The 22,506-nt window shown below is 63.4% G+C and carries 19 protein-coding genes; 9 read left to right on the forward strand and 10 right to left on the reverse strand.

From position 1 onward, the window contains the following. Positions 1-207 precede the first annotated feature (207 nt). The 3 genes from OKW26_RS06280 to OKW26_RS06290 are packed head-to-tail and all read left to right on the forward strand — an operon-like array spanning position 208 to position 3,895. On the forward strand, positions 208-750 hold the full coding sequence (locus OKW26_RS06280; RefSeq protein ID WP_429354186.1) for a (2Fe-2S)-binding protein: 543 nt from the start codon (positions 208-210) through the stop codon (positions 748-750). Further along, entirely contained in the window at positions 747-1,757 is a 1,011-nt protein-coding gene (locus OKW26_RS06285) for an FAD binding domain-containing protein (protein WP_429353017.1), read from the forward strand. The genes OKW26_RS06280 and OKW26_RS06285 overlap by 4 nt, the downstream gene beginning before the upstream one ends. After that, positions 1,754-3,895, forward strand: a complete 2,142-nt coding sequence (locus OKW26_RS06290; protein WP_429353018.1) for a xanthine dehydrogenase family protein molybdopterin-binding subunit — start codon at positions 1,754-1,756, stop codon at positions 3,893-3,895. The genes OKW26_RS06285 and OKW26_RS06290 overlap by 4 nt, the downstream gene beginning before the upstream one ends. Positions 3,896-4,161: 266 nt before the next feature. Here the strand turns inward: OKW26_RS06290 and OKW26_RS06295 are convergent, their stop codons facing one another. From OKW26_RS06295 to OKW26_RS06310, 4 genes are all read right to left on the reverse strand, one after another. Beyond that, positions 4,162-5,049, reverse strand: a complete 888-nt coding sequence (locus OKW26_RS06295; RefSeq protein WP_429354187.1) for an amidohydrolase family protein — start codon at positions 5,047-5,049, stop codon at positions 4,162-4,164. An 89-nt stretch (positions 5,050-5,138) separates the two neighbouring features. Further along, positions 5,139-6,161, reverse strand: a complete 1,023-nt coding sequence (locus OKW26_RS06300) for a substrate-binding domain-containing protein (RefSeq protein WP_184063135.1) — start codon at positions 6,159-6,161, stop codon at positions 5,139-5,141. Positions 6,162-6,186: 25 nt separating this feature from the next. After that, entirely contained in the window at positions 6,187-7,182 is a 996-nt protein-coding gene (locus OKW26_RS06305; protein ID WP_184063137.1) for an ABC transporter permease, read from the reverse strand. A 39-nt stretch (positions 7,183-7,221) separates the two neighbouring features. Beyond that, positions 7,222-8,703, reverse strand: coding sequence for a sugar ABC transporter ATP-binding protein (locus OKW26_RS06310; RefSeq protein ID WP_311734752.1), 1,482 nt, complete (start codon positions 8,701-8,703; stop codon positions 7,222-7,224). Between the two features lie 255 nt (positions 8,704-8,958). Between OKW26_RS06310 and OKW26_RS06315 the strand changes: the two genes are divergently transcribed. From OKW26_RS06315 to OKW26_RS06340, 6 genes are all read left to right on the forward strand, one after another. Next, complete coding sequence (locus tag OKW26_RS06315) at positions 8,959-9,855, forward strand: LysR substrate-binding domain-containing protein (RefSeq protein ID WP_184063141.1); 897 nt, start codon at positions 8,959-8,961, stop codon at positions 9,853-9,855. Positions 9,856-10,062: 207 nt separating this feature from the next. Continuing rightward, positions 10,063-10,812 carry an SDR family NAD(P)-dependent oxidoreductase gene (locus OKW26_RS06320; RefSeq protein WP_184063143.1) on the forward strand — a complete coding sequence of 250 codons (750 nt, stop codon included), beginning with the start codon at positions 10,063-10,065 and terminating at the stop codon, positions 10,810-10,812. 78 nt (positions 10,813-10,890) lie between these two features. Next, the gene (locus OKW26_RS06325) at positions 10,891-12,219 is read left to right on the forward strand and encodes an MFS transporter (protein ID WP_429353019.1); all 1,329 of its coding nucleotides are present in this window, start codon (positions 10,891-10,893) and stop codon (positions 12,217-12,219) included. Between the two features lie 38 nt (positions 12,220-12,257). Continuing rightward, positions 12,258-13,103: a transketolase gene (locus OKW26_RS06330; protein ID WP_184063147.1), complete on the forward strand. Its 846-nt coding sequence runs from the start codon at positions 12,258-12,260 to the stop codon at positions 13,101-13,103. Further along, complete coding sequence (locus tag OKW26_RS06335; protein WP_090807419.1) at positions 13,100-14,101, forward strand: transketolase family protein; 1,002 nt, start codon at positions 13,100-13,102, stop codon at positions 14,099-14,101. The genes OKW26_RS06330 and OKW26_RS06335 overlap by 4 nt, the downstream gene beginning before the upstream one ends. A 798-nt stretch (positions 14,102-14,899) precedes the next feature. Further along, entirely contained in the window at positions 14,900-15,808 is a 909-nt protein-coding gene (locus OKW26_RS06340) for a LysR family transcriptional regulator (protein WP_429353020.1), read from the forward strand. A 7-nt stretch (positions 15,809-15,815) separates the two neighbouring features. Here OKW26_RS06340 and OKW26_RS06345 read toward each other — a convergent pair whose 3' ends face one another. From OKW26_RS06345 to OKW26_RS06370, 6 genes are all read right to left on the reverse strand, one after another. Next, a complete protein-coding gene (locus OKW26_RS06345; RefSeq protein ID WP_429353021.1) occupies positions 15,816-16,058 on the reverse strand; it encodes a hypothetical protein in 243 nt (80 codons plus the stop codon). A 314-nt stretch (positions 16,059-16,372) separates the two neighbouring features. Further along, positions 16,373-17,749 (reverse strand): MFS transporter, encoded by a 1,377-nt coding sequence (locus OKW26_RS06350; protein WP_184063153.1) that lies wholly within the window; start codon positions 17,747-17,749, stop codon positions 16,373-16,375. 97 nt (positions 17,750-17,846) lie between these two features. After that, positions 17,847-19,595: a GMC family oxidoreductase gene (locus OKW26_RS06355; protein ID WP_429353022.1), complete on the reverse strand. Its 1,749-nt coding sequence runs from the start codon at positions 19,593-19,595 to the stop codon at positions 17,847-17,849. Positions 19,596-19,628: 33 nt separating this feature from the next. Beyond that, positions 19,629-20,435: an enoyl-CoA hydratase/isomerase family protein gene (locus tag OKW26_RS06360; protein ID WP_184063157.1), complete on the reverse strand. Its 807-nt coding sequence runs from the start codon at positions 20,433-20,435 to the stop codon at positions 19,629-19,631. Positions 20,436-20,441: 6 nt separating this feature from the next. Next, entirely contained in the window at positions 20,442-21,998 is a 1,557-nt protein-coding gene (locus tag OKW26_RS06365) for an AMP-binding protein (RefSeq protein ID WP_429353023.1), read from the reverse strand. Continuing rightward, a complete protein-coding gene (locus OKW26_RS06370) occupies positions 21,991-22,506 on the reverse strand; it encodes a (2Fe-2S)-binding protein (RefSeq protein ID WP_244145040.1) in 516 nt (171 codons plus the stop codon). The genes OKW26_RS06365 and OKW26_RS06370 overlap by 8 nt, the downstream gene beginning before the upstream one ends.

The following is a 22,506-nucleotide window of genomic DNA, read 5'->3' on the forward strand; positions in this document are numbered from 1 at the left end:
TCAGCATCAGGTCGAAATCGGCTCACCTAATCCTGGCCCGCTTGCAAGTGTCGAGCGAGTGCATGCGAGCAGCTCGCCGTTGCAGTTCGAGCCGGATCGATTCTTTGGGAGACGGTGCGGAAGCAGGAAGGATATCGTCCCTTGATATCAACTCCATATGGTCTATATACAAGCAGAGTGATTGTTGAAACCGGCAAGGAATTGGGAATGGACGACGCTACTTTCGGGGAGCAATTAGCTCCAAATGGAGACGCCGGGCTGCCTTGGTCAAGCAGCATCACGGTGACGATGCGTGTGAACGGCCAGCCGCGGGCCGCTACGGTGAACCCGCGCGTCACGCTGCTGGACTGGTTGCGCGAAGACTCGGGTCTCAGCGGCGCCAAGAAGGGCTGTAATGAAGGCGCATGCGGCACCTGCACCGTGCTGGTCGACGGCAAGCGGATGAACAGTTGTCTGACGCTCGTCGTGCAATGTGACGGCTGCGAGGTCACGACTGTCGAAGGTCTGGCCGCCTCCGACGGGACGCTGCATCCGGTACAGCGGGCATTTATCGAGCACGATGCCTTTCAGTGCGGCTATTGCACGCCCGGGCAAATCGTCTCCGCGGTCGCCTGCATCGCTGAAGGGCACGCGACCGATGAGGCGAGCGTTCGCGAATGGATGAGCGGCAATCTGTGCCGCTGCTCTTGCTATCCGCAGATCGCGGCGGCTGTGCTCGATGCCGCCGGCGCGGCCGGGGACAAACGATGAAAAACTTCGAATACGCGCGTGGCGCAACCGCGCAACAGGTAGTCGCGTCGTTGGCGGCGGGCAACGTGGCGATCATCGCGGGCGGTACGGAGCTGCTCAACTGGATGCGGCTCGGCATCGCAGCGCCCGATCGCGTCATCGATGTCGCTGGACTCACAGGTCTCGTTCGTATTGTGCGCGAGCGTGACGATCTGGTGATCGGCGCGCTGACGGACCTGAACGTGATCGGTGAAGACGCGCTCGTCGGCGCCCACGCGAGCGCGCTGGCTCAAGCCTGTCTGCTCGCCGCCTCGGCGCAGGTGCGCAACCGCGCGACGCTCGGTGGCAATGTGATGCAAAAGACGCGATGCGCTTATTTTCGTTCGGAAGCGCCGTTGCCATGGGGCTGCAACAAGCGCAATCCCGGGTCGGGCTGCCCCGCGCGCAATGGCATCAACGAACGGCATGCAATTTTTGGCTGGACCGATGCATGCGTCGCGGTTCAACCGTCCGATCCGGCTGTGGCACTGGCTTGTCTGGATGCGACAGCTGAGGTCATCGGGCCGAACGGCGGTCGAATGATCAAGATGACGGAGTTCCACCTGACGCAGCAGGAAGCGGCCGGCGTGGGCGGCGATGCCGCCCGGCTCGAGACGAGACTGGCTGCCGACGAAGTGATCGTCTCCTTTCACATACCCATCCGCGCGGACGCACGATCGGCCTACGTAAAAGTCCGCGAGCGCGCCAGCTACGAATATGCGCTGGTCTCGGCAGCCGCATCCGTGGAGCTCGATCGGGATCGCATTGTGTCGGCGCGCATTGCACTTGGCTCGGTGGCGCAACGTCCGTGGCGCCTTCCAGCCGCGGAGGCGTCGCTGGCCGGGCAGGCGCCGACCAGGGAAGTGGTCACGCCGATTGTCGACGCGGCAATGAGCGACGCCCGGCCGCTCGCTCACAATGGCTACAAGGTGACGATGGCGCGCAATGCCGCGGTGCGTGCGTTACTGACGGCAGCAGGGCGATCATGAGCATCGGCACGGCGGTCTCCCGCGTGGAAGGCCAGGCGAAGGTCACGGGACAGGCGAAATTCGCGGCTGACAACACGCCGCCCGGCACGCTTCATGCGGCGTTGGTCGGCGCGCCCGTCGCGTCGGGCCGGCTGATCGACGTGGATGCCACCGCGGCACTTACCTTACCGGGTGTGGTGCGGGTGCTTACCGCGCACGATATGCCGCGATTCGGTGCGGTTCAGCCGCCCGCGGCGGTGCTCGCACTGCCGTTGCAAAACGACGCGATTCGGTACGAAGGCGAGCCGGTCGCAATCGTGCTTGCGGAATCCATCGAGGCGGCGGAAGCCGGCCGCGATGCCGTGCTTGTCCGTTGCGAGCGCGACGACCCCGTCCTTCCCGGCGCCGCGCCGCGCGAGCCGCCGCCCGAGCCACGCATGCTCGGCGACGATCTGGAGATGGGCGACGTCGATGCGATTTTCGGAACCGCACAGGCAAGCGTGGCGGCGACGTATATTCAAGCCGCGCGTCACCACAATGCGATGGAGACATCGGGCACCGTTGCGCGATTCGAGCATGGCAAGCTCACGCTGTGGGATGCGGTTCAGGCGAGCGAGAATGTGCCGCTTGTCGTAGCCGCGGCACTCGGCATGAGGCCGGACGACATTCACGTGATCGCACCGCACACGGGCGGCGGGTTCGGCTCGAAAGGATATGTGTGGCCGCACCAGATTCTTGCCGCCGCCGCGGCACGCGTCGCGGGGCGGCCCGTGAAGCTTCATCTGCGGCGTCACGATCAGTTCGTCTGCGTCGGCTATCAGCCGTGGGTCAAACAGGACATCAAGCTTGCGGCAACGGCGGACGGCCGGCTCAGCGCCATCGATCACGAAATCGTCAATTCGAGCGCGATTGCGGACACGCATCTGGAGCCCGCAAGCGAAGCAAGCAAGACGCTTTATGCGTCGCCCGCCATTCGCACCAAGCAGTGGCTGGAGCGGCGCAACATCAACGTGCCCACGCCAATGCGCGCGCCGGTGGAAGGTCCGGGACTATGGGCGCTCGAAAGCGCGATGGACGAACTCGCCGTGGCGCTGAAGATCGACCCGCTCGATCTACGACTGGCGAACTACGCCGAGGTCGATCCGCATACGAACAAGCCTTGGTCGTCAAAAAAGCTTCGCGAGGCGTATGAGGAAGGCGCGCGGCTTTATGGCTGGCGCACGCGCGGCGAGACGCCACGACGAGACGGAGCGTGGCGCATCGGACATGGGATGGCGACGAGCTCAATGGGCAATTTCCGCTTTCCCGGCGGGGCGCGCGTGCGCCTGAGGTCCGACGGCACGGCGCTGATCGAGGCGAACACGCACGATATCGGCACCGGCACGCAGACGGTCTTTTGCCAGATCGCGGCCGAAGAGCTGGGCTTGCCGATCGAGAACGTGTCGATTGTGTGGGGCGATACCAACCTTCACCCGGCGAGTCCCGTCTATGGATCGAGCGCCACGGGCAGCACGGGAAGCGCGATCGCACTGGCTTGCCGGGAAATCAACGCGAAGCTCGATGCGCTCGGCGGGAAAGACGTTCGCGCGAGCCTGCGGCGGGCTAATCTACCGGAGATGGTCGCGGACGGTGCGTTCACGCTTCCGGGTGGCGCCAGCTTCAGCGCGGACGGCGACGGTACGCCATACGCGATGCGGACGTGGGGTGCGATCTTTGTCGAAGTAGGCGTCGATCCCGAGCTTGGCCTCGTGCGCTTGCGCCGGGCGGTGGGTGCCTACTCCGCGGGCCGGATCATCAATCCGAAAACGGCGCGAAGCCAGATGACGGGCGCGATCATCTGGGGTTGGGGCAAGGCGACGATGGAAGAAAGCGTGCAGGAGCCCAATACCGGTGGCTGGCTCGCGAAGAATCTGTCGAACGTGGCGGTCCCGGTGAATGCGGACATTCCGCTCGATATCAAGATCCACTTCGTCAGTGAGTATGATCCGCATGCAAGTGCGATCGGTACCCGCGGCATCGGAGAACTCGGCGCGACCGGCGTGGATGCCGCAGTGGCCGCAGCCGTCTACGACGCCATTGGCTTGCGTGTGCGCGACCTGCCCATTTTGCCGGGCAAGATACTGGCCGGCCTTTCGAGTCAGCACGCCGCTGCGGGATAGCACCATCTGTGCCTTGTGTGACAACGCTCGCTGACATATTGCACCCGCACACCGGGAGTTACAGGTTTATTTCAGCGAGCGGATGTTCCCGCTGACCGGCGACCGGGAAGTGTTCCCACGGTTTTTCGCGATCCTGTACAGACTGTCGCGAGGCGCCTGCGAACGGCAGTTGACGAGCCCAATTGCGGCACATCGGCAAGTCGGGCATGTCCCGAAGTGCCCCCTCGGCAGATTGCTTTTCGCAGCAAGCCGGAAAAACGCTCAGTTCAGAGCCTATACACCCGCTCCGCATTGTCGTGAAATAGCGCGCGCCGCTCGTCGGACGAAAATTCTTGCGTAATTTCCTTGAATGCGTTGAATACGGCGTCATAGCTGCTAAACAGTTTGTCGACCGGGAAATTGCTCGCGAACATACAGCGGTTCGCCCCGAACGCTTCAATCGCGTGCAGCACGAACGGCCGGATGCTATCCACCGTCCATTTCCAGTCTCCCATGCCCAGTCCGGATATCTTGCAGAAAACGTTGGGAGCCGATGCGAGCGATTTCATGCCCTGCTTCCAGCCTTCGATTTCTTCCGGCATCCGGTCGACTGGCATGCCGGTGTGGTTGAGCACCATCAGCGTATCGGGAAACTCCCGTGCGAGAGACAAGGCCTCTTCCATCTGGGTGTAGTAGAGCTGCAGGTCGAACGACAGGTCGTAGCGCTTGAGCAACGCATAGCCTCGACGCCATTGCGGATCGCTCATCAGATTTGGGTTATCGATAAACGTCTTCACCGGATCGCGGTGGAAATTCAGACACTGACGGATGCCCCGCACGTTGGCGAATTGACAGTGTTCCTCGATCACAGCCTGCGTGTTCGGCGCGGCGAGGTCCGCGAATGCGACGATACCGTGCGGATAACCGTGAACATCGGCGACGCCCTGGAGCCAACGCGTCTCGGCGACAGGATCGTTGTGGTCATATTCGACCTGCAGGTGAACCGACTTCACGACGTTCTGGTTCCTGATGTCGGCGAGGAAATCGTCGATGAGATAGTCGCGGCGAATGGCCGAATAGTCACCGAATACGCGCTCCAGCATCGGCCCCTGCAGCCAGGGATAGTTACCGGTTTTGAGATCGTAGAGATGATGATGCGGGTCGATGATCGACAGATTGTCCATGATGTCTCCCGTTTAGAGTAAGCCGGAATGCGTTGCCGCTCGCGGCGTACGAACGTCAACGCCACAACCGCCATGCACTATTAGTAGTTGCCCGCCGAAGGCGGATAGACTCGCTTGACCGTCGCCTGTACCTCCGGCTTATCGATGGTCTCTTTCGTCACGAGCGGCTCCTTGAGCGCCAGTTCCTGGGTGGTCGGCTGATGGTTCAGTGCGTTGAAGACCTGCGTGGTCGCGTCGATTCCCTGCCCGACCGCCTCCTGCAGGAATATCCCCTGGATCGCGCCATCGCGCAGCAGCCTGATCGTCGTCGGACTGCCGTCGGCGGTCACGACGGCAACCTTGCCGACCATGCCGCGCGTTTGCAGCGCCTTCGCGGCGCCCGTAGCGGCTTCGTCGTACATGCCGTAGATCGCCTTGACGTCCGGATGCGCCGTCAGCACGTCGTTCGCCTGGGTGACCGCCTCGTTGACGGTCAGGCCGTGCGTCTCCAACACCTGGACGACTTCACACCCATCAGCCTTGAACGACTCCTGCGCGCCCTTCAAATACTTCTGCGCGTTCTCGCGATCCTGCGGCAGCGACAGCACTGCCACCTTGTTGCTGCCGCGCTCCTTCGCGAGCTTGCAGACATAGGCACCCTCTGCCTTGCCGGTGTCGTAGTTATTGGCGGTGACCGCCGACGTATAGTCGGTCTGACCGGCTTGCGGCCCGATGCCGGTGAATGCGACCGGGACCGACTTCGACTTCAACAGACGCAGCACCGGCGGCGTGCTGGTCGAACTGACCGGCCCCATGACGATCGCGCTGACGCCGCGTGTCATCGCCGTGCGGACGTTGTCCATCTGCTTGGCCGGGGAATTCTCGGAGGTGAACTCGACGTAATCCATGCCGAGTTCCTTCGCTCGTTGCTTCACGCCGTAGGCCACCCACTGCCAGTACGAAATATCCAGTGACGGCGCGATGTACGCGACGGTCTGCCGGTCCGCCGCGAACGACATCTGCGACGCGAAGGCCATGCTGATCGCCAATGCCGATGCCCCGATCAACCGTCCAAGCGGACGGTCTGAAAACCTGCCGGCTGATTGCAACGTGTGCTTGTCCATCTCCGTCTCCTGAGCTGGCCCGTGCTTAACGCCGGGCTTTGGTAACGCGGTCGACGAGGACCGCAATGAGAATGACGACGCCTGTGACGGTGCCTTGCCAGAAGCTGTTGACACCGATAAGATTCGCGCCGTTCTGAATGATGGTGATCATGAGTGCGCCAAGCAGCGCGCCGATCGCAGAGCCTGTTCCGCCGAACAGACTCGCTCCGCCGATCACGACTGCCGCGATTGCCTGCAGCATCAGGCTCGAACCCGCGGTCGCTTCCGCATTACTGATGTAGGACACGCTGACGATGCTCGCGAATGAAGCGAACAGTCCCGACAGCAGGTAGGCGCCCAGCCGCACGCGATTGACCGGGATGCCGATCACGCGGGCCGATGAACTGCTGCTGCCGATCGCATACAGCCACCGCCCCGCGACGACCTTGCGCAGGCAATACTCGATCGCGACGAGCAGCAGCACGCACCACAGCGCGTAGTTCGGCAGGCCGGGAATCAGCGTTCCGGAATTCAGCAGGTAGTAGTTGGGATCTGAAATGGGCAGCGAATGACCATCTGTGACGATGAACGAGAGGCTTCCTGCGATTGCGTACGTGCTCAGCGTCACGACGAACGGCGCCAGCCCGACGAAGGTCACGAGCGCACCGTTGAGCGCGCCGATCACGATTCCGACCGACAGCCCCGCGAGACTGCTGACGATTGCGCCGTAACCGTGCGTCATGGCCAGACCCGTGACCATGCCGGTTAGCGAGAACACCGAGCCGACGGACAGATCGATCCCGCCCGTGATGATCACGAGCAGCACGCCGAACGCCATGATCACGAGCGGCGCGGCCGCTTGCGTCACATTGGAAATGTTGCCACCGGACAGCGCCGCCGGCACGATCATGCCGACCGCGAGTTCGATCACGACGATGGCGATCGCAATGGCGATCTCCGTGCGATACGTCGACAGCAAACGGCGCAATGCGCCGCCAGACTGGCGATGCTCGCCCGCGATCGGCTGAGTGACTGATTTCATGACTGTCTCCAGATAAATATCGTTCGTATGCAAAGCGGTCTAGGCAGCCATGCCGGTCGCGGCAGCCAGTTGCGTCTCGTTCACGTCGGCATGACGCAACACTTCGGTCGGCCTGCCGTCGAGGTCGAACGCAAGTACCGTGTCGCACAACTCGACGAGTTCGATGTATTCGGTTGACCACCAGACGATCGTCGTGCCCTGCTGCGCCATCCTGCGGATCAGCCCGTAGATTTCCCGCTTCGTGCGGATGTCTACGCCGCGTGTAGGTTCTTCGAGCACCAGCAGCCTGGGCCGCAGTAACAGCCAGCGGGCCACCAGCAGTTTCTGCTGGGTGCCGCCGCTGAGCGTTGCGGGCAAGTCCCACAGCGAGCCTGCGCGGATTTTCAGTGCGTCAAGTAGTTGGGTGCTTTGCTCGATCTCCGCGCGACCCACGACTTGGCGCCGCCCGACGACACGCGCAGCGGCGACGAGGTTGTCGACGATTGGCAGGGTAGCGAGGATGCCTTTGTTGGAGCGGTCGCCGGAGACAAAGCCGACACCGTCGCGTGCGCCGGCGGAGGGGTGGGCGTATCTCACGCGCGTGCCATCACGCGTGATGGCCCACGCTCCGGCGGGTGCGATACCGGTTAGCGCATCGATAAGCGACGATGGACCGACAGGTGCGCCAGCGAGGCCGACAATCGCGCCTTGGGGAACCTCGATCGCCACGCCATCACGTTCGATGCGAAGCACGCCGGCGGAGTGGGCCTTGGCGCCATCGTGAGGTTCCCGGTCGGCAAGCGGCGCGGCTTGTGTCAACTGCGCCGAGCCCGCTACGCTTTCCGCCGCGTCGTCGACCACGACGCTTTGTCCCATGCATTCAATGATTTCGCGGTCCGTGATCGCGCCGAGCGCGGCACGGTCGACCGCTGTCTTGCCATCGCGGATGATCGTGCAGACATCGGCTATCTGGCGGATCTCGCGCATTCGGTGCGAGACGAACAGCACAGCGAGCCCCGCGTCGGCGATCAACCGGCGTATCACCGAAAAGAGCCGGCCCGTTTCCGCCGCGGTCAGATTTGCAGTCGGCTCGTCGAGCAGCAGCAGCTTCGCCCCTGAGCCGAGCGCGCGGGCGATCTCCACCAGTTGGCGCTCATGCAGCGTCAGGCTGCTGACGAGCCGTCCTGCCGATTCGCGCGCGAAGTGAGGATCGATCAGTGAGAGCGCTTCGATGGCGATGGCCATCGAAGCCCGTTCGCTGTAGCGGGCGCACCCGCGCTGTAAGCGCGGCATGGCGATGTTCTCGGCGACGGATAGATGCGGCAGCAGCGCCAGTTCCTGATTGACCACGGCAATGGTGCCCGCGGCGACATGGCCGCCCACGGATGTGCCGATGTCCTGTCCGTCGAATTCGAGCGAGCCGCCGTCGCGGTCGAACTGGCCAGAGATGATTTTGATGAGCGTCGATTTGCCTGCGCCGTTGCCGCCCAGAAACGCGTGCACTTCGCCTGCGGCGATTGAAATATCAAAACCCTTCAACACGCTCGTGGGTCCGAAGCTTTTGACGATCGAACGCGCCGTCAGCAGAAAGGACGGATAATTCATCGCTGTCTCCTGCGCAGCTGTTGCGCTGCGCAATATATGTCTATGGTTTACCGCGGTGCTGCCGGTGCATTGACGCTGTCAGCATCAGGAAACTTCACGGCCCCGGGTTAAGCGGCTTGCCCACAGAATGGCAGTGCGGATGGCGTGCTAACAAGGCGGTTTCATTCAACTTCGACTGAAATAAATTTCACTATGCGCATCCCACCCGTGAAAGCTATCGTCGCTTTCGAGAGCGTGGCCCGAACCAGGAGTGTCAGCCGTGCATCCGAGGAACTTGGTCTGACCGCTTCGGCGGTGAGCCATCAGATCAGCAACCTCGAATCGATCATCGGCCAACCACTTTTCTATCGGTCGGGCCGGGGTCTCGTCCTGACACCGACAGGCGAGCGCTATCTGTCGGACGTGACGGGCTCTCTTGCTGATCTGAGCCGCGCGACCGAGCGCGCATCGAGCCGCGCCGACGTCGATATCCTGCGTGTGCATTCCAGCCCCAGCTTCGGGCTCATGTGGCTGTTGCCCAGGCTCGCGTCGTTTCAGGAAGCCAATGGCGATATCCAGTTGAATCTGGCCTGCTCGTATGAAGATGTATCGTTTACCAGTGGCTACTACGACATCGACTTGCGGCATGGCTATGCGAACTGGCGCGATCTCGAGGTCAGGACACTGCGCAATGAATTCATCGCGCCGCTCGCCTCGCCGAGATATCTGGAAAGCCATCCGGTCAGAACGCCGGAAGACCTTCTGGAGCATCGTCTGATCTATTCGGAGACGCCGCTCGTCCAGTGGAAGCAGTGGTTCGGACGCACCGGCGTGTCCGCTGCGCACAAGACTTTCGATTTCTCGTTTGACCGCTCGTACATGTCGCTCGAGACGGCCGCACTTGGCCTGGGCATTGCGTTAGAAAGCCTGATGCTCGCGTCGGTACGAATCAAGGAAGGTGCGCTCGTGCCGGTATTCGCTGATTCGCACTCTGTCGAAGTGGGCGCGCATCATCTGGTCTATCCGCCCCAGAACGCGGAGCTCCCACGCGTTGCGCGGTTCATCGCCTGGATCGAGCGGGAAATCGGTCACAGGGACCGTACGGCGTAATGACTGCGCCGAATCGGCATCAGGGTATTCCGGTACGTGCATGAGCATGCGGGTTGTTTCGGCGCGTCGACACAGCGACCCGGCATGCCTCGCGGGCTGGCAGCCGGTTACCTGAAAATTTCTCAAGCATAGTTGAGCGCCACGGTGTTGATGCGAGTGACCGCGTGCCGGACACTGCGTCATCAGATCAACACCCAGGAGACAATCATGCTGCTCGACAACAAGGTCGTTATCGTCACGGGCGCGGCTTCACCGCGCGGAATCGGCAAAGCCACCGCCAAAGCACTGGCCGAGCAAGGCGCGCGAATCGTGATCCTCGACTTGCGCGAAGAAGACGCGAAACAGGCCGCTGCCGATCTCGGCGAAGCCCATCTCGGGCTCGCCTGCGACGTCACCGACAAAGACGCTTGCGTGAAAGCCGCGAAGGCGACGCTCGAACGATACGGCCGCATCGACGGCCTCATCAACAACGCCGGCATCACGCAGCCGGTGCGCACACTAGACATCACCGCCGAGGGCTTCGACGCAATCGTCGACGTCAATCTGCGCGGCACGCTCTATATGTCGCAAGCCGTATTGCCGGCGATGAAAGAGCAGAAAGGCGGCAGCATCGTATGCATGTCGTCGGTGTCGGCGCAACGAGGCGGTGGTATTTTCGGCGGCCCCCATTACAGCGCCGCGAAGGCCGGCGTACTCGGTCTCGCCCGTGCGATGGCGCGAGAGTTCGGTCCCGACAGCATTCGCATCAACTCGATCACGCCCGGTCTGATCCAGACCGACATTACCGGCGACAAACTCACCGCGGAGATGCGCGTGGACATCATCAAAGGCATTCCGCTTGGCCGGCTTGGCGATGCTGCCGATGTCGCAAACGCGTGCCTCTTTCTGGTGAGCGATCTGTCAACGTATCTCACCGGCATCACGCTCGACGTGAACGGCGGCATGCTTATTCATTGACTGACACCGTGCGCCCGAGAGAGGGCGCTGAATTCCAGGTACCCGGGCCAACCCGGGGCCAGTGGATGGAGACAAAACATGAAATCCAAGAGTACCGCTTCGCCCATCGAAGGCGGCGTGTTGCCCCTTGCCGACTCGCCCAGCTTCGAATCGAAGACCTACGCGAAAGTAAGCCGCCGGCTCATCCCATTCCTGATGCTGTGCTACCTTGGCGCATATCTCGATCGGGTCAACGTCGGCTTCGCGAAGCTTCAGATGCTCAACGATCTGCGCTTTAGCGAGACGGTATACGGCATGGGCGCAGGCATCTTCTTTCTCGGCTATTTTCTGTTCGAAGTGCCGAGCAACCTCGTCCTTCACCGTGTCGGCGCGCGCAAATGGCTCGCGCGAATCATGCTCACGTGGGCGGTGATTTCCGCGAGCTTCGTTTTTGTGAAATCACCGACGGCGTTCTACGTGTTGCGATTTCTGCTGGGCGTCGCTGAAGCGGGCTTCGCACCTGGCGTAATTCTCTATCTGACCTACTGGTTTCCGGCTGCCCGCCGAGCGAAGGCGCTCTCGCTGTTTTTTATGGCGATTCCGCTGGCCGGCATAATCGGCGGCCCGCTTTCGGGCTGGATTTTGCACTCGCTGCATGGCACGCTGGATATGGCCGGCTGGAAATGGCTGTTCCTGCTCGAAGCGCTGCCCTCGCTCGTGCTCGGTATAGCGATCCTGCTGTATCTCGATGACAGCATTGTCAAGGCAAAGTGGCTCACCGAATCGGAAAAGACCCTGCTCGCACGCAATGTCGCGAGCGATAACGCGCATAAGATCGCCCACATCTCGGTCAGATCGTTCATCGGGGACCGTCGCTTGTGGCTGATGGCCGCGATCTACTTCTGCGTCGTGCTCGGCCAGTACGGTCTGACGTTCTGGCTGCCGACGATCATCCGCAAGTCCGGCGTTGCCGATCCGCTGTGGGTGGGACTGTTCACTGCGATCCCGTATCTGTGCGCCATCATCGCGCTGCCCTTGATCGGCATGAGCGCTGACCGTCGCCGCGAGCGCCGGCTGCACCTGGCGATTCCCATGCTGGTCGCCGCCGCGGGCTTCGCCGTATTGCCCACGCTCGGCAGCATCCCCGCCTCGATCGTCTGTTTGAGTATCGCGGCAGCAGGCATCCTCGCCTCGTCGTCGCAGTTCTGGTCGTTGCCGACAGCCTTGCTAGGCGGCATGTCTGCCGCAGCCGGAATAGCTGCCGTGAACTGCGTCGCCAATCTCGCCGGCTTCTTTTCTCCAGCGATCGTGGGCTGGCTGAACGACCTGACAGGTAAGTCAACAGCGGGGCTGATTTTCATCTCGACCGCTATCACGCTCGGTGCCTGCCTTGTCTTCCTGGTGCCCGCTAAAACCGTGAACCGCTGAACCTCCTTCACCCATTCCGACTGATCACAGGAGACGACATGAACAGTCCATCCAATGCCTCGACGGCATCGCTTGCCGAGCACGCTTACCGTATCCGCAGAAACGCCCTGTTGATGGGCGAAGTCCAGGGACAAGGCTACATCGGGCAGGCGCTCGACATCGCCGATGTGCTGGCCGTTGCTTACTTTGGCGCGATGCGCTATCGCCCCGAAGACCCTGAGTGGGAAGAGCGCGACCGCTTCCTGTTGTCCAACGGACATTACGCAATCGCGCTGTATGCGGCGCTGCTCGAAGCAGGCATTCTGCCGGCCGAAGAGCTAGAAACCTACGGCAGCGACGATAGCCGCTTGCCGATGTCCGGCATGGCCAGCTATACGCCTGGCATGGAGATGTCCGGTGGTTCGCTCGGCCACGGCCTGACCATCGCGGTCGGACGGTGCCTCGGACTCAAGCGCAAGCATTCTGCTTCGTTCGTGTACACGCTGTTCTCTGACGGCGAACTGGATGAAGGCGCGATCTGGGAAGGCATCATGTCGGCAAGCCACTGGAAGCTCGACAACCTGATCGCGGTGGTCGACGTGAACAACCAGCAGGCCGACGGCCCGTCCACGCAGATCATGGCGTTCGAGCCGCTTGTCGAAAAACTGGAGGCGTTCGGCTGGTTCACGCAACGCGTCGACGGCAACGATATTGCCGCCGTGGCCGCTGCGTTCGACGCGGCCCGCGCGCATCCCATTGCGCAACCGCGCATGATCATCGCCGATACACGCATGGGTTGCGGCGTGCCGTTTCTCGAAGAACGCGAGAAGAACCACTTTATCCGCGTCGATGCCCACGAATGGCAATTGGCGCTGCAGGCACTCGAAGCAGGGAGACAAGCATGAGCAACGCAACGACAAGCAAGCCGCGCCTGAAGACCTCGGCCATGATCGCCTCGATCGCCGGCGAAGGACAGATCACGCGTTCGGCGCCTTTCGGCCACGCACTGGTGGAATTGGCACGGCAGAACACGAACGTCGTCGGCATGACGGCCGACCTCGGCAAGTACACCGACCTGCACATTTTCGCCAGGGAGTTTCCCGAGCGCTACTACCAGATGGGCATGGCGGAGCAATTGCTGATGGGCGCCGCGGCCGGCCTTGCGCACGAGGGGGCCCAACCGTTCGTCACGACCTATGCGGTATTCGCTACGCGCCGCGCCTATGACTTCATGCATCAGGCCATCGCCGAGGACAACCTCGACGTCAAGATCGTCTGCGCATTGCCGGGTCTGACTACTGGCTATGGTCCGAGCCACCAGGCGGCTGAAGATATCGCGTTGATGCGCGCGATGCCGAACATGACGGTGATCGACCCGTGCGATGCGCTCGATATCGAACAGATGGTGCCGGCGATTTCCGCACATAAAGGACCGGTGTACGCGCGCCTGCTTCGCGGCAACGTACCTGCTGTGCTCGACGAATACGACTACACCTTCGAACTCGGCAAAGCGAAGATGCTGCGCGACGGCGCCGACGTGCTGATCATCTCCTCCGGCATCATGACGATGCGCGCACTTGAAGCGGCGAAGGCGTTTGAAAAAGATCGGATCGACGTGGGCGTGCTGCACGTACCGACCGTCAAGCCGCTCGACACCGAGACGATTCTCCGCGAAGCGAAGCGCTCGGGTCGGCTCGTGGTGGTAGCGGAGAATCACACGGTAATTGGCGGTCTCGGCGAAGCGGTGGCGGCGGAACTGATGCGCGCGGGCGTGTCCTGTCCGTTCCGGCAGGTGGGACTGCCGGATGCGTTCCTTGCTGCCGGTGCGTTACCTACGCTCCATGACCGCTACGGAATTTCCACGTCGACGATGGTTGAGGCGATCAAGCGGTGGTTGGTCTGAGGCAAGGCACTCGCCGTCAGACGGGTGACTCGGAATCAGGGGAAATTCGCGGCTGGCGAGGTGCGAATGTCCGGAAAGCAATCTGTAACTGCCTCAGAAACGCAAGCGCGTGTCAGCGCCTTCTATCGGTTGAATGAGACAGCACACGGGGAGCGGCGATACGTTACGTGCCTACGCCTGCCGCGCTGTCGGCGCCGCCGTCCGGCACCTGTATGTAGTCGTCCTGCGAAAGGTCCCTTATTCAGGCTCCGTCGTTGGCTCCGCACGCTCCGACACATCATTCCCCTTCGCGTGCATGCACTCCAGGTACGCGAGATCGTATCTTTGTTGCACGTTCAGTTGTGCCCGCGGCACGTGGGCGTCGCTCGCGGCGCGCGTGTCGACACCGCTCGCCAGCTGCTCCCTCGCATACTGTTTGCACTGCGCATCGTCCCGCAGAAAAACGGTGAATGGCTTGTCGCGCCCCGGCTTCACGGCTACCGCCGGCCCTATGGGCTGCGACACGCATCCGGCGGCAACCGAGCAGGCCGTCACGGCAATCTTGATTCGACAAAGAATACTCACGGCGTCCGTCCCTATCCGAGGCTATCAAGATAGCAGCGTCCCGACGGAGAGGAAGTAAAGGGTAATAAGGTCGACATGCATGCTCTCGCTTGCCTGGTACTTCGCGAAATGGGGATTCCCTACGACGGGTTAACGGCGAGCGGCCCGACGTCTTAAGGGCGACGCAAATCCCGCGCGGCGTTACGATATCTGCGTTCAACCGACAGCCGATTCCTTCCGCCCGACCGCCGCCCCATGGAACTGAAGCAGATCCAGTATTTCATCGCTCTCTTCGAGGAGGGCACCGTGACCCGCGCGGCCAAGCGGCTGAACATCGCGCAGCCCGCGCTCAGCATGCAGATTTCGAAGCTCGAAGCCGAAGTGCGGCAGACACTTTTCGCGCGCGGCCCGCATGGCATGGCTCCGACCGAAGCGGCGCGGCTCATGTACCGCCTCTACACGCCGATCATGCGCGACATCGAACATGCCCGCGAGCATCTGAGCCGGCGCGATGTCATCGTGACGGGACGCGTGTCGCTCGGGATGGTGTCGTCGGAGGCGCAAAGCGTGCTGCCCGAATCGCTCGCACGGTTCGACGCCCTTTTTCCGCAAGTCGAAGTGTCCGTCGCGGACGGCTTCAGCGCGCAACTCATCGACGCCGTCGAAGCGGGCCGACTCGATGCCGCGATCATCAACAAGCCGCGCGGGCGGCTCACGCTCGACGTGGAGCCGCTGCTGGTGGAAGAAATGGTGCTGGTGACGAGCGCGGCGCACGGGCCGGATCTGCCGGAGACGATGCATCTGGTCACGCAGTCCGGTATCGAATTTATGCTCCCCACGCGCCGCAACGGACTGCGCGGCGCGCTCGACGCCGCCTTGATGGCCGCCGACGTCGTCATTCAGCCGAAGTTCGAGATCGATCTGCTCAGCACCATCGTGCAGTTCGTCGAGCAGAGCAGCATCGCGACGATCCTGCCGCGCGTCGTGGTGCAGGCGAAGGTGGACGAAGGCCTGCTGCGGGCGCGCACGATCGACTCGCCGCCGATCGTGCGTCACATCATTCAGGTCACGCACCCGAAGCGCCCGATCGGGCCGGCGGCGCAGGCGCTCATTGCGATCATCACCGAGGAGATCCGGCGCGTGACCACTGGCGCGCGGGCTTAGTGAAAACTCAACCGCCGCTCGGGCTCATCGGTTCACGCGCGCTGCACGACGCATCGCTGCGCGTGCCGAACAGCGTGTCGCAGATCGGGAACGTGAGGTTGAAGTTCTGCGTCGCCATAAGTTCGGGATCGTGATGCGTGACGTGCAGGCGCCGGACTGTGTTGATGAGCGGCACGCGGTCGAGAAACGGGCTGTCCGTCACATGCGAAAGCGTGCGCAGCCCTTCGTACATCAGATAGTACGCGGCCATGCAGCACATAGCGGTGCGCGGCCCATTCCGCCCAGTTGCCGAACAGAAAGAGCGGCACGACCGCGAGCCATTCCGCGAACGTCGGCGCATGAAGCTGCGCGGCGCAATAGACGATCACCGCCGTCGTGAAAATGAGCGTGAAACCGAGATGCATCTCTCCGCGATACCACCACGGCGTCGCCTGCACATATTCGTCGCGAAACTTGTAGGATCGCGCGCGAATGTCGTCGTCATACTTCATGATGAGCGTCTCCTTTTTCTATCGGACGATGCGCGGGCGCGCTCTTCGGCGCGCCCGCCGATGCTTGCATGCTTCAGGACGGATTGCGCGCCGCCCCGTTTTCGAGCTTGCCGAGCGTCTCGGGCACGACGAACGCGCCGATCAGGAAGATCACGCTGATCGCGCCGACGAAGATCGCGAGCGTCGACGGCAACTGGCTCGCATCCTTCGCGACGAGCGAGACGAAGGTCGGCATCATCCCGCCGATCGCGAAGCCGATGTTCCATGAAAGACCCGTCCCGGTCGCGCGGATCGCAGTCGGAAAGCGCTCGTTCAGGAAGATCAGGATCGGCGCATAGCCCGCGCTGCCGAGCGCGGAGAGCAGCACCGCGTACACGCCGATCATCGTGATGTTCTGCGCGGTCGGCAGCAGCACGAAGAGCGCAGGCAGCGCGACCAGCCGGATGAGGCCGAGCCACACGAACGCGCTCTTGCGCCCGATGAACGTGCTCAGATGCCCCGCCGCAACGGAGGCGACGACCACCGCCACGCTGCAGATCATCAGGATCGCGGCGGCCGCGCCGTTCGGCACGTGGCTCACGACCTTGAGGAAGGTCGGCAGATAGCCCGACGTGAGGTAATAGCCGCTGCCGCCACCGATGGTCAGCAGCAGGTTCACGAACAGCACCTTGCGATAGTCCCGCGAGAACAGCGTGCGAACCGGCGAGCGCACCACTTCCACCTGCCCGCTCTTGACCTGCGCGGCGGCCTTGGCGGCCTTCTCGGCGGCGAGCTTCTTCCAGAGCGGCGATTCTTCCAGGCTATTGAATACGAAGAGGCCGAGCAGCGAACTCAGGATGCCGGTAAAGAACATGCAGCGCCAGCCCCAGACGTCGAAGAGATCGCCGGGAAAAAGCGACGACATCGCGAGATACGTGAGCGACGCGAGCAGTGCGCCAAGGCCCGCGCCACCGCCGCCGATCAGCCCCGAAACCGCGCCGCGATACTTCGGCGCGACGGATTCCGTGCCGATGGTATGCGTCGAAGCCACCACGCCGCCGACAAACACGCCCTGCACGAGGCGCAGCAGCATAAACAGGACCGGCGCGACGAGGCCCACCTGCGCGACCGTCGGCAGCATGCCGAAGGCCGCCGTCGAGAGGCCAACGCCAACGACCGCGACGATCATCGCCCCCTTGCGGCCATGACGGTCCGCGTAGGAGCCGAAAAGCGCGGAACCGAGCGGGCGCATCAGCAGCGTCACCGCGAACGACGCATAGACCGCCGCGAGCGAGAGCATCGCGTGCTCGGATGGGAAGAACAGACGCCCGACCACCGGTGCCACGTACAACAACACGAACAGGTCGAACAGATCGAGCGCCCAACCCATGCACGAGGCCACGACTGCGCCCATGACCTGGCGCTGATTGACGTGAAGCGCGGCGGCACCTTCTTGCGCTGCTACGGACATTTGCATCTCCTTGTATGTCACTGGGCCGTCTTTCGATCGCCCCCGTGTCGCTGGCACGTTTGTCTTTTGGCGTGCTCTTGTCGAGGTTAAAAAATCGTCAGTGCGCGGCGGCGAGCGGCGGCGCAGCGGAGTCGCTGGATGCGCCCGATGCCAAGCTCGCGCGTCGCTGCGCGACCATCGCGTGGGCGATCTTCTCGGCGATCATGATGGTCGGTATGTTGGTGTTGGCCGAAGGCAGTCTCGGCATCAGCGATGCATCGACCACGCGCAGTCCCTGCGCGCCGTGCACGCGCCCGTCGGTATCCGTGACGGCGTCGCGATCCTGCGCGCCGCCCATGCGGCATGTGCCGCTCGCATGCCACACGCCGAACACGTTCGCGCGGATGAAGTCGGCAAGCGCGCGGTCGTCGGCCAGGAGCGCGGCCATGTCCAGCCCGCGCGTGAAGAAGCGTTCGATCAGAAAACGACGCAGCGGCGCGGGCGTATCGAGCAGCGTGCCGAGCATCGAAGTCAAAAGCGCGTTGCGCTCGCCGACCTGGCTCAACGCCTTGACGCGCGGAGAAAACGCCGCTGGAAAGAAGTCGCGCGGATCGCGTCCGAGCCCCGACGCCTCGACCACGCTCGCGAGCATCCGCACGCCGGTAGCGAGCCGTTGCAGATCGCGTTCGTCGTCGAGCAGATTCAGGTCGACACGCGCAGCGGCGGCGGTATCGGCGGATACGAGCTGCACGCGGCCGCGCGAGTACGGCCGATTGCACCACAGGAAGAAAAGGCCCAGCCGGTTGCCCAGCTCGTGCCATGCCGCGCGTGTCGCGCTCGACAGATACAGGTCCGACTCGTCGCAGCCCGCGACGCCGGAGCTCATGCGCGCGGCCATCATGCTGGCGCGGCGTCGCGCGAGCGGCATGCGAAAGCGCGGTTCGAGAAAATGACAGAACGTGAGCGACGGATGATCCTGCAGATTGCGCCCGACGCCCGGCCGATCCACCGCACACGCGATGCCGAGCGCCGCGAGTTCGCGGGCATCGCCGATACCCGCGCGCATCAGCAGCGCAGGCGACTGAAGCGCGCCCGCGCTCAGCACGACTTCGCCCGCCTCGAAACGCACGCGCTCGCCGCTTTGCGCCAGCGCGATCACGCCGCGCGCCGCCGCGCCTTCCATCACGATGTGCTCGACGCGAAGGTTCGAATACACCGTGAGATTCGGGCGCTTGCGCGTGGCTTCGTCGAGATAGGCGATGGCCGTGGACACGCGCTTGTCGTCGATGTTCGAGAACGCGCCGGGGAAAAAGCCGTCGCCAAATTCGCCGTTCTGATCCTGCAATTGCGCGACGCCATTCGCGCGCAAGCCCTTGGCGAACGCATCGCAGAACGGCGGCCAGTCTTTCGGCATGATGCGGCGAATCGGCACGGGGCCGTCGCTGCCGTGCAGTTCGCCGCCCGGAAAGTTGACGTCGCGTTCCAGCTTGCGAAAGTACGGCAGCACGTCACGCCACGCCCAGCCATCGGCGCCGTTCGCAGCCCACTCGTCGTAGTCGCGCGGCAGGCCGCGATTGGCCGATTGCACGTTGATGCTCGACCCGCCGCCCATCACGCGGCCCTGCTCGTAGACGCGCGGCGCGGCGTCCTTGGTGGCTTTCGCCTTCAGGTCCGGCCAGATGTAGGTCTCGCCACAGAAGACGGGCATCGGATAGCTGTCGAGGATGGCGGCGGGCACCGCGCCCGGCGGCGTATCGGCGCCTGCTTCGATCAGCGCGACGCGCAGCGACGGCACGGCCGACAGCCTATGCGCCAACACGCATCCCGCAGAGCCGCCGCCCACGATTACGTAATCGAAGCGTTCCATCCTCTGTCTCCTGTTCTTCTGTGACGCTGCTTATCAACTTCCGCGAAACACCGGCTTGCGCTTGCCATGGAACGCCTCGACGCCCTCGCGGAAATCGTCCGATGTGCGCAGCCGGCTATAGCAATGCCCTTCAAGTTCAATAGCAATGGAAAGCGGCGCATCTTCCGAATCGTTCAGCAGCTTCTTCGCGGTGCGCTGAGCGAGCGGTGAGAACGCGCGCAGTTCGTCGACGAGCGCATCGGTGGCGGTTTCCAGTTCCGTGTCGGCCACGCAGTCCACCGCAATGCCCCACTCGTAAGCCTGCTTCCCCGGAATGCGGCGCGAGCGCATCACGATGTCCTTCGTCCGGCCGATGCCGACCATCGCCTGAAGACGAGCCGAGCCGCCCGAGCCGGGAATCTGCCCGAGCTTTTGCTCCGGCAGCGCATAGAAGGTCGTTTCGGTGACGATGCGGAAATCGCAAGCCAGCGACAGCTCGAACCCCACGCCGAAGCAGAAGCCGCGATTGGCCGCGATCACCGGCTTCGAGCAACGGGCGGGCGCCGCGATATTCCACGCGAGCTTCGACACGTGCTCCGGCGACGCTTCCAGAAAGCCCTTGATGTCACCGCCGCTCGAAAAGTGCTCGCCCGTCGCGCGCACGACGATCACGCGCACGCGCTCGTCGTCGTCCAGCGCCTCGAAGACGAGGCGCAACTGGTCGCGCGCGCGCATCGAAATGACATTCAACGGCGGCCGATGCAGGATGATGTCGGCGCGCTCGCGTTCGGCGTCGATCTCGACCGAGAAGCCGTCGAGTCCTTGCAGCAGCGTCTGGCCGCGATGGTTCAAATCGCTCATATCGGGTTACTCCTTTGTGGTCTGTGTGGGTTGAACGTTGCCGTCGGATGCGTATTCGCCCGCCGAGAGCTTGCGGCGCAGAATCTTGCCGACCGGCGACTTCGGAATATCGTCGACGAACACGTAGTCGCGCGGGCGCTTGAAGTTGACGAGGTCGGACTGGCGGCACCAGGCGTCGAGCGCCTCGGCATCGACGTATTCGCGGCGCTTGATGAACGCGACCACGCGCTGGCCCCAGCGCTCGTCCTTGACGCCCGCGACCGCGACTTCATCGACGGCCGGATGCAGCGAGAGCACCGATTCGATATCCACCGGCGAGATGTTTTCGCCGCCGCTGATGATCATGTCGTCGACGCGGCCGGTCACGTACAAATCGCCGTCGCGGTCGAAATAGCCGGTGTCGCCGGTGAAATACCAGCCCTCGCGCAGCGACTTCGCGTTCGCGTCCGGGCGGTTCCAGTAGCCTTCGAATGCTTCGTCGCCGAGCAGGTCCGCGATGATCTGGCCTTCCTCGCCGGCCTGTGCGATCTCATCGGGCGACACGGCGTCGAGCTTCACGACGCGCAGCCGCGTGTTCACGCCCGCGCGCCCGGCGCTGCCCGGCTTGCGCGTCGCGTCCTGATCGATGCTGACCGTGTAGACCTCGGACGAACCGTAGTGATTGACGAAGATCTCCGGCTCGAACGCAGCCGACAGGCGCTTGAGCAAACCATCGTTCATCGGCGCACCCGCGAAGCCCAGCTTTCTGACCGACGACGTATCGGTGCTGGCGAACGCGCTGTCCGCGAGCAGATCGTGATAAAGCGTCGGCACGAGATAGAGGCACGTGAGCGCGTACTTCGCGATGGATTCGAGCGCGAGCTTCGCGTTCCAGCGACGCACGCAGACGAAGACGCCATCGACGAGCGCCATCGAAAGCAGCGAGCGCACGCCCATCGTGTGATAAAGCGGCATCACGCCGAGCGTGCGTTCGCCGCGCCGGTACAGGTTCTGCGCGACGTGCGCGAGCGCGCCCGCGCGTTCATGCCGATGACGGCGCGGGACACCCTTCGGCTTGCCGGTCGTGCCGGACGTGTAGAGGATCAGCGAGATATCGTCGGCGGTGGCGTGCGTCGTCTCGCCGGTGCGCGTGCGTTCCGCGAGCAGCGCGTCGAAGGCCATCGTGCGGCCGGGGGCGTCGTCCAGACCGATGCGCGGCACGTGCTGCGCGGCGGCGCTTTCCACGACGGCATCGGCGCAAACGGGTTCGTAGACGATCGCCTTCACGCCCGCATCCGTCACGCAGTACTCGACTTCCTCCGGCTTCGCGCGCCAGTTGAGCGGCACGATCACGATGCCCGAGAATTGCCCCGCCCAGTGCAGCGTCGCCATTTCCCAGCGGTTTTGCAGCACGACGAGCAACCGGTCGCCGCGTTGCAGCCCGAGTTCGCGCAGGGCATCGGCGACATTCAGAATCATGCGATGCCACTGCGCATAGGTCAGTTGCATGTCGCCATCGACGAGCGCGAGCGCGTTCGGGCTGCGCTCGACGCTTTGCAGAAACGTGCGGCCGAGATCAAGCATGTTCGGCCTCCTTCTCGCCGCGCGCCTCGACCTGACGACGCGCTGCCACATCGAGCACGGCCGCGACGATCGGCGTATAGCCGGTACAGCGGCAGATATGGCCCGAGAGCATGTCGCGCACCTGATCCTCGGTCGGATTCGGCACCCGCTGCAGATAGTCCGCACATGACATCAGAATGCCCGCCGTGCAGAAGCCACATTGCAGCGCGTGATGGCGCTGGAACGCCTGCTGCAAATCGCCGAGCGTCTGGTCGGGCGCAAGACCTTCGACTGTGTCGATGCGCCGCGCATCGGCCTGCACCGCGAGCATCAGGCACGAGCGCGCCGCGACGCCATCCACGTGCACCGTGCATGCGCCGCACACGCCATGCTCGCAGCCGACATGCGTGCCGGTCGCGCCCAGTTCGTGGCGGATGAAATCCGACAGCAGTTCGCGCGGCTCGCAATGGCCGCTGCGTTCGCGGCCATTGAGCGTCAGCGTGATGCGCCGCTGCTCCCCTTGCCGCAT

Source organism: Paraburkholderia sp. 32, assembly GCF_050435345.1.
GTDB lineage: Bacteria > Pseudomonadota > Gammaproteobacteria > Burkholderiales > Burkholderiaceae > Paraburkholderia > Paraburkholderia tuberum.

Bases quoted from the DNA above. Each gene is read 5' to 3' on its own strand.
- OKW26_RS06290 (WP_429353018.1), top strand. From the start codon at position 1,754: ATGAGCATCGGCACGGCGGTCTCCCGCGTGGAAGGCCAGGCGAAGGTC.
- OKW26_RS06370 (WP_244145040.1), bottom strand. From the start codon at position 22,506: ATGCGGCAAGGGGAGCAGCGGCGCATCACGCTGACGCTCAATGGCCGC.
- OKW26_RS06340 (WP_429353020.1), top strand. From the start codon at position 14,900: ATGGAACTGAAGCAGATCCAGTATTTCATCGCTCTCTTCGAGGAGGGC.
- OKW26_RS06285 (WP_429353017.1), top strand. From the start codon at position 747: ATGAAAAACTTCGAATACGCGCGTGGCGCAACCGCGCAACAGGTAGTC.
- OKW26_RS06350 (WP_184063153.1), bottom strand. From the start codon at position 17,749: ATGTCCGTAGCAGCGCAAGAAGGTGCCGCCGCGCTTCACGTCAATCAG.
- OKW26_RS06315 (WP_184063141.1), top strand. From the start codon at position 8,959: ATGCGCATCCCACCCGTGAAAGCTATCGTCGCTTTCGAGAGCGTGGCC.
- OKW26_RS06355 (WP_429353022.1), bottom strand. From the start codon at position 19,595: ATGGAACGCTTCGATTACGTAATCGTGGGCGGCGGCTCTGCGGGATGC.
- OKW26_RS06330 (WP_184063147.1), top strand. From the start codon at position 12,258: ATGAACAGTCCATCCAATGCCTCGACGGCATCGCTTGCCGAGCACGCT.
- OKW26_RS06280 (WP_429354186.1), top strand. From the start codon at position 208: ATGGACGACGCTACTTTCGGGGAGCAATTAGCTCCAAATGGAGACGCC.
- OKW26_RS06305 (WP_184063137.1), bottom strand. From the start codon at position 7,182: ATGAAATCAGTCACTCAGCCGATCGCGGGCGAGCATCGCCAGTCTGGC.
- OKW26_RS06365 (WP_429353023.1), bottom strand. From the start codon at position 21,998: ATGCTTGATCTCGGCCGCACGTTTCTGCAAAGCGTCGAGCGCAGCCCG.
- OKW26_RS06325 (WP_429353019.1), top strand. From the start codon at position 10,891: ATGAAATCCAAGAGTACCGCTTCGCCCATCGAAGGCGGCGTGTTGCCC.
- OKW26_RS06335 (WP_090807419.1), top strand. From the start codon at position 13,100: ATGAGCAACGCAACGACAAGCAAGCCGCGCCTGAAGACCTCGGCCATG.
- OKW26_RS06320 (WP_184063143.1), top strand. From the start codon at position 10,063: ATGCTGCTCGACAACAAGGTCGTTATCGTCACGGGCGCGGCTTCACCG.
- OKW26_RS06360 (WP_184063157.1), bottom strand. From the start codon at position 20,435: ATGAGCGATTTGAACCATCGCGGCCAGACGCTGCTGCAAGGACTCGAC.
- OKW26_RS06345 (WP_429353021.1), bottom strand. From the start codon at position 16,058: ATGGCCGCGTACTATCTGATGTACGAAGGGCTGCGCACGCTTTCGCAT.
- OKW26_RS06300 (WP_184063135.1), bottom strand. From the start codon at position 6,161: ATGGACAAGCACACGTTGCAATCAGCCGGCAGGTTTTCAGACCGTCCG.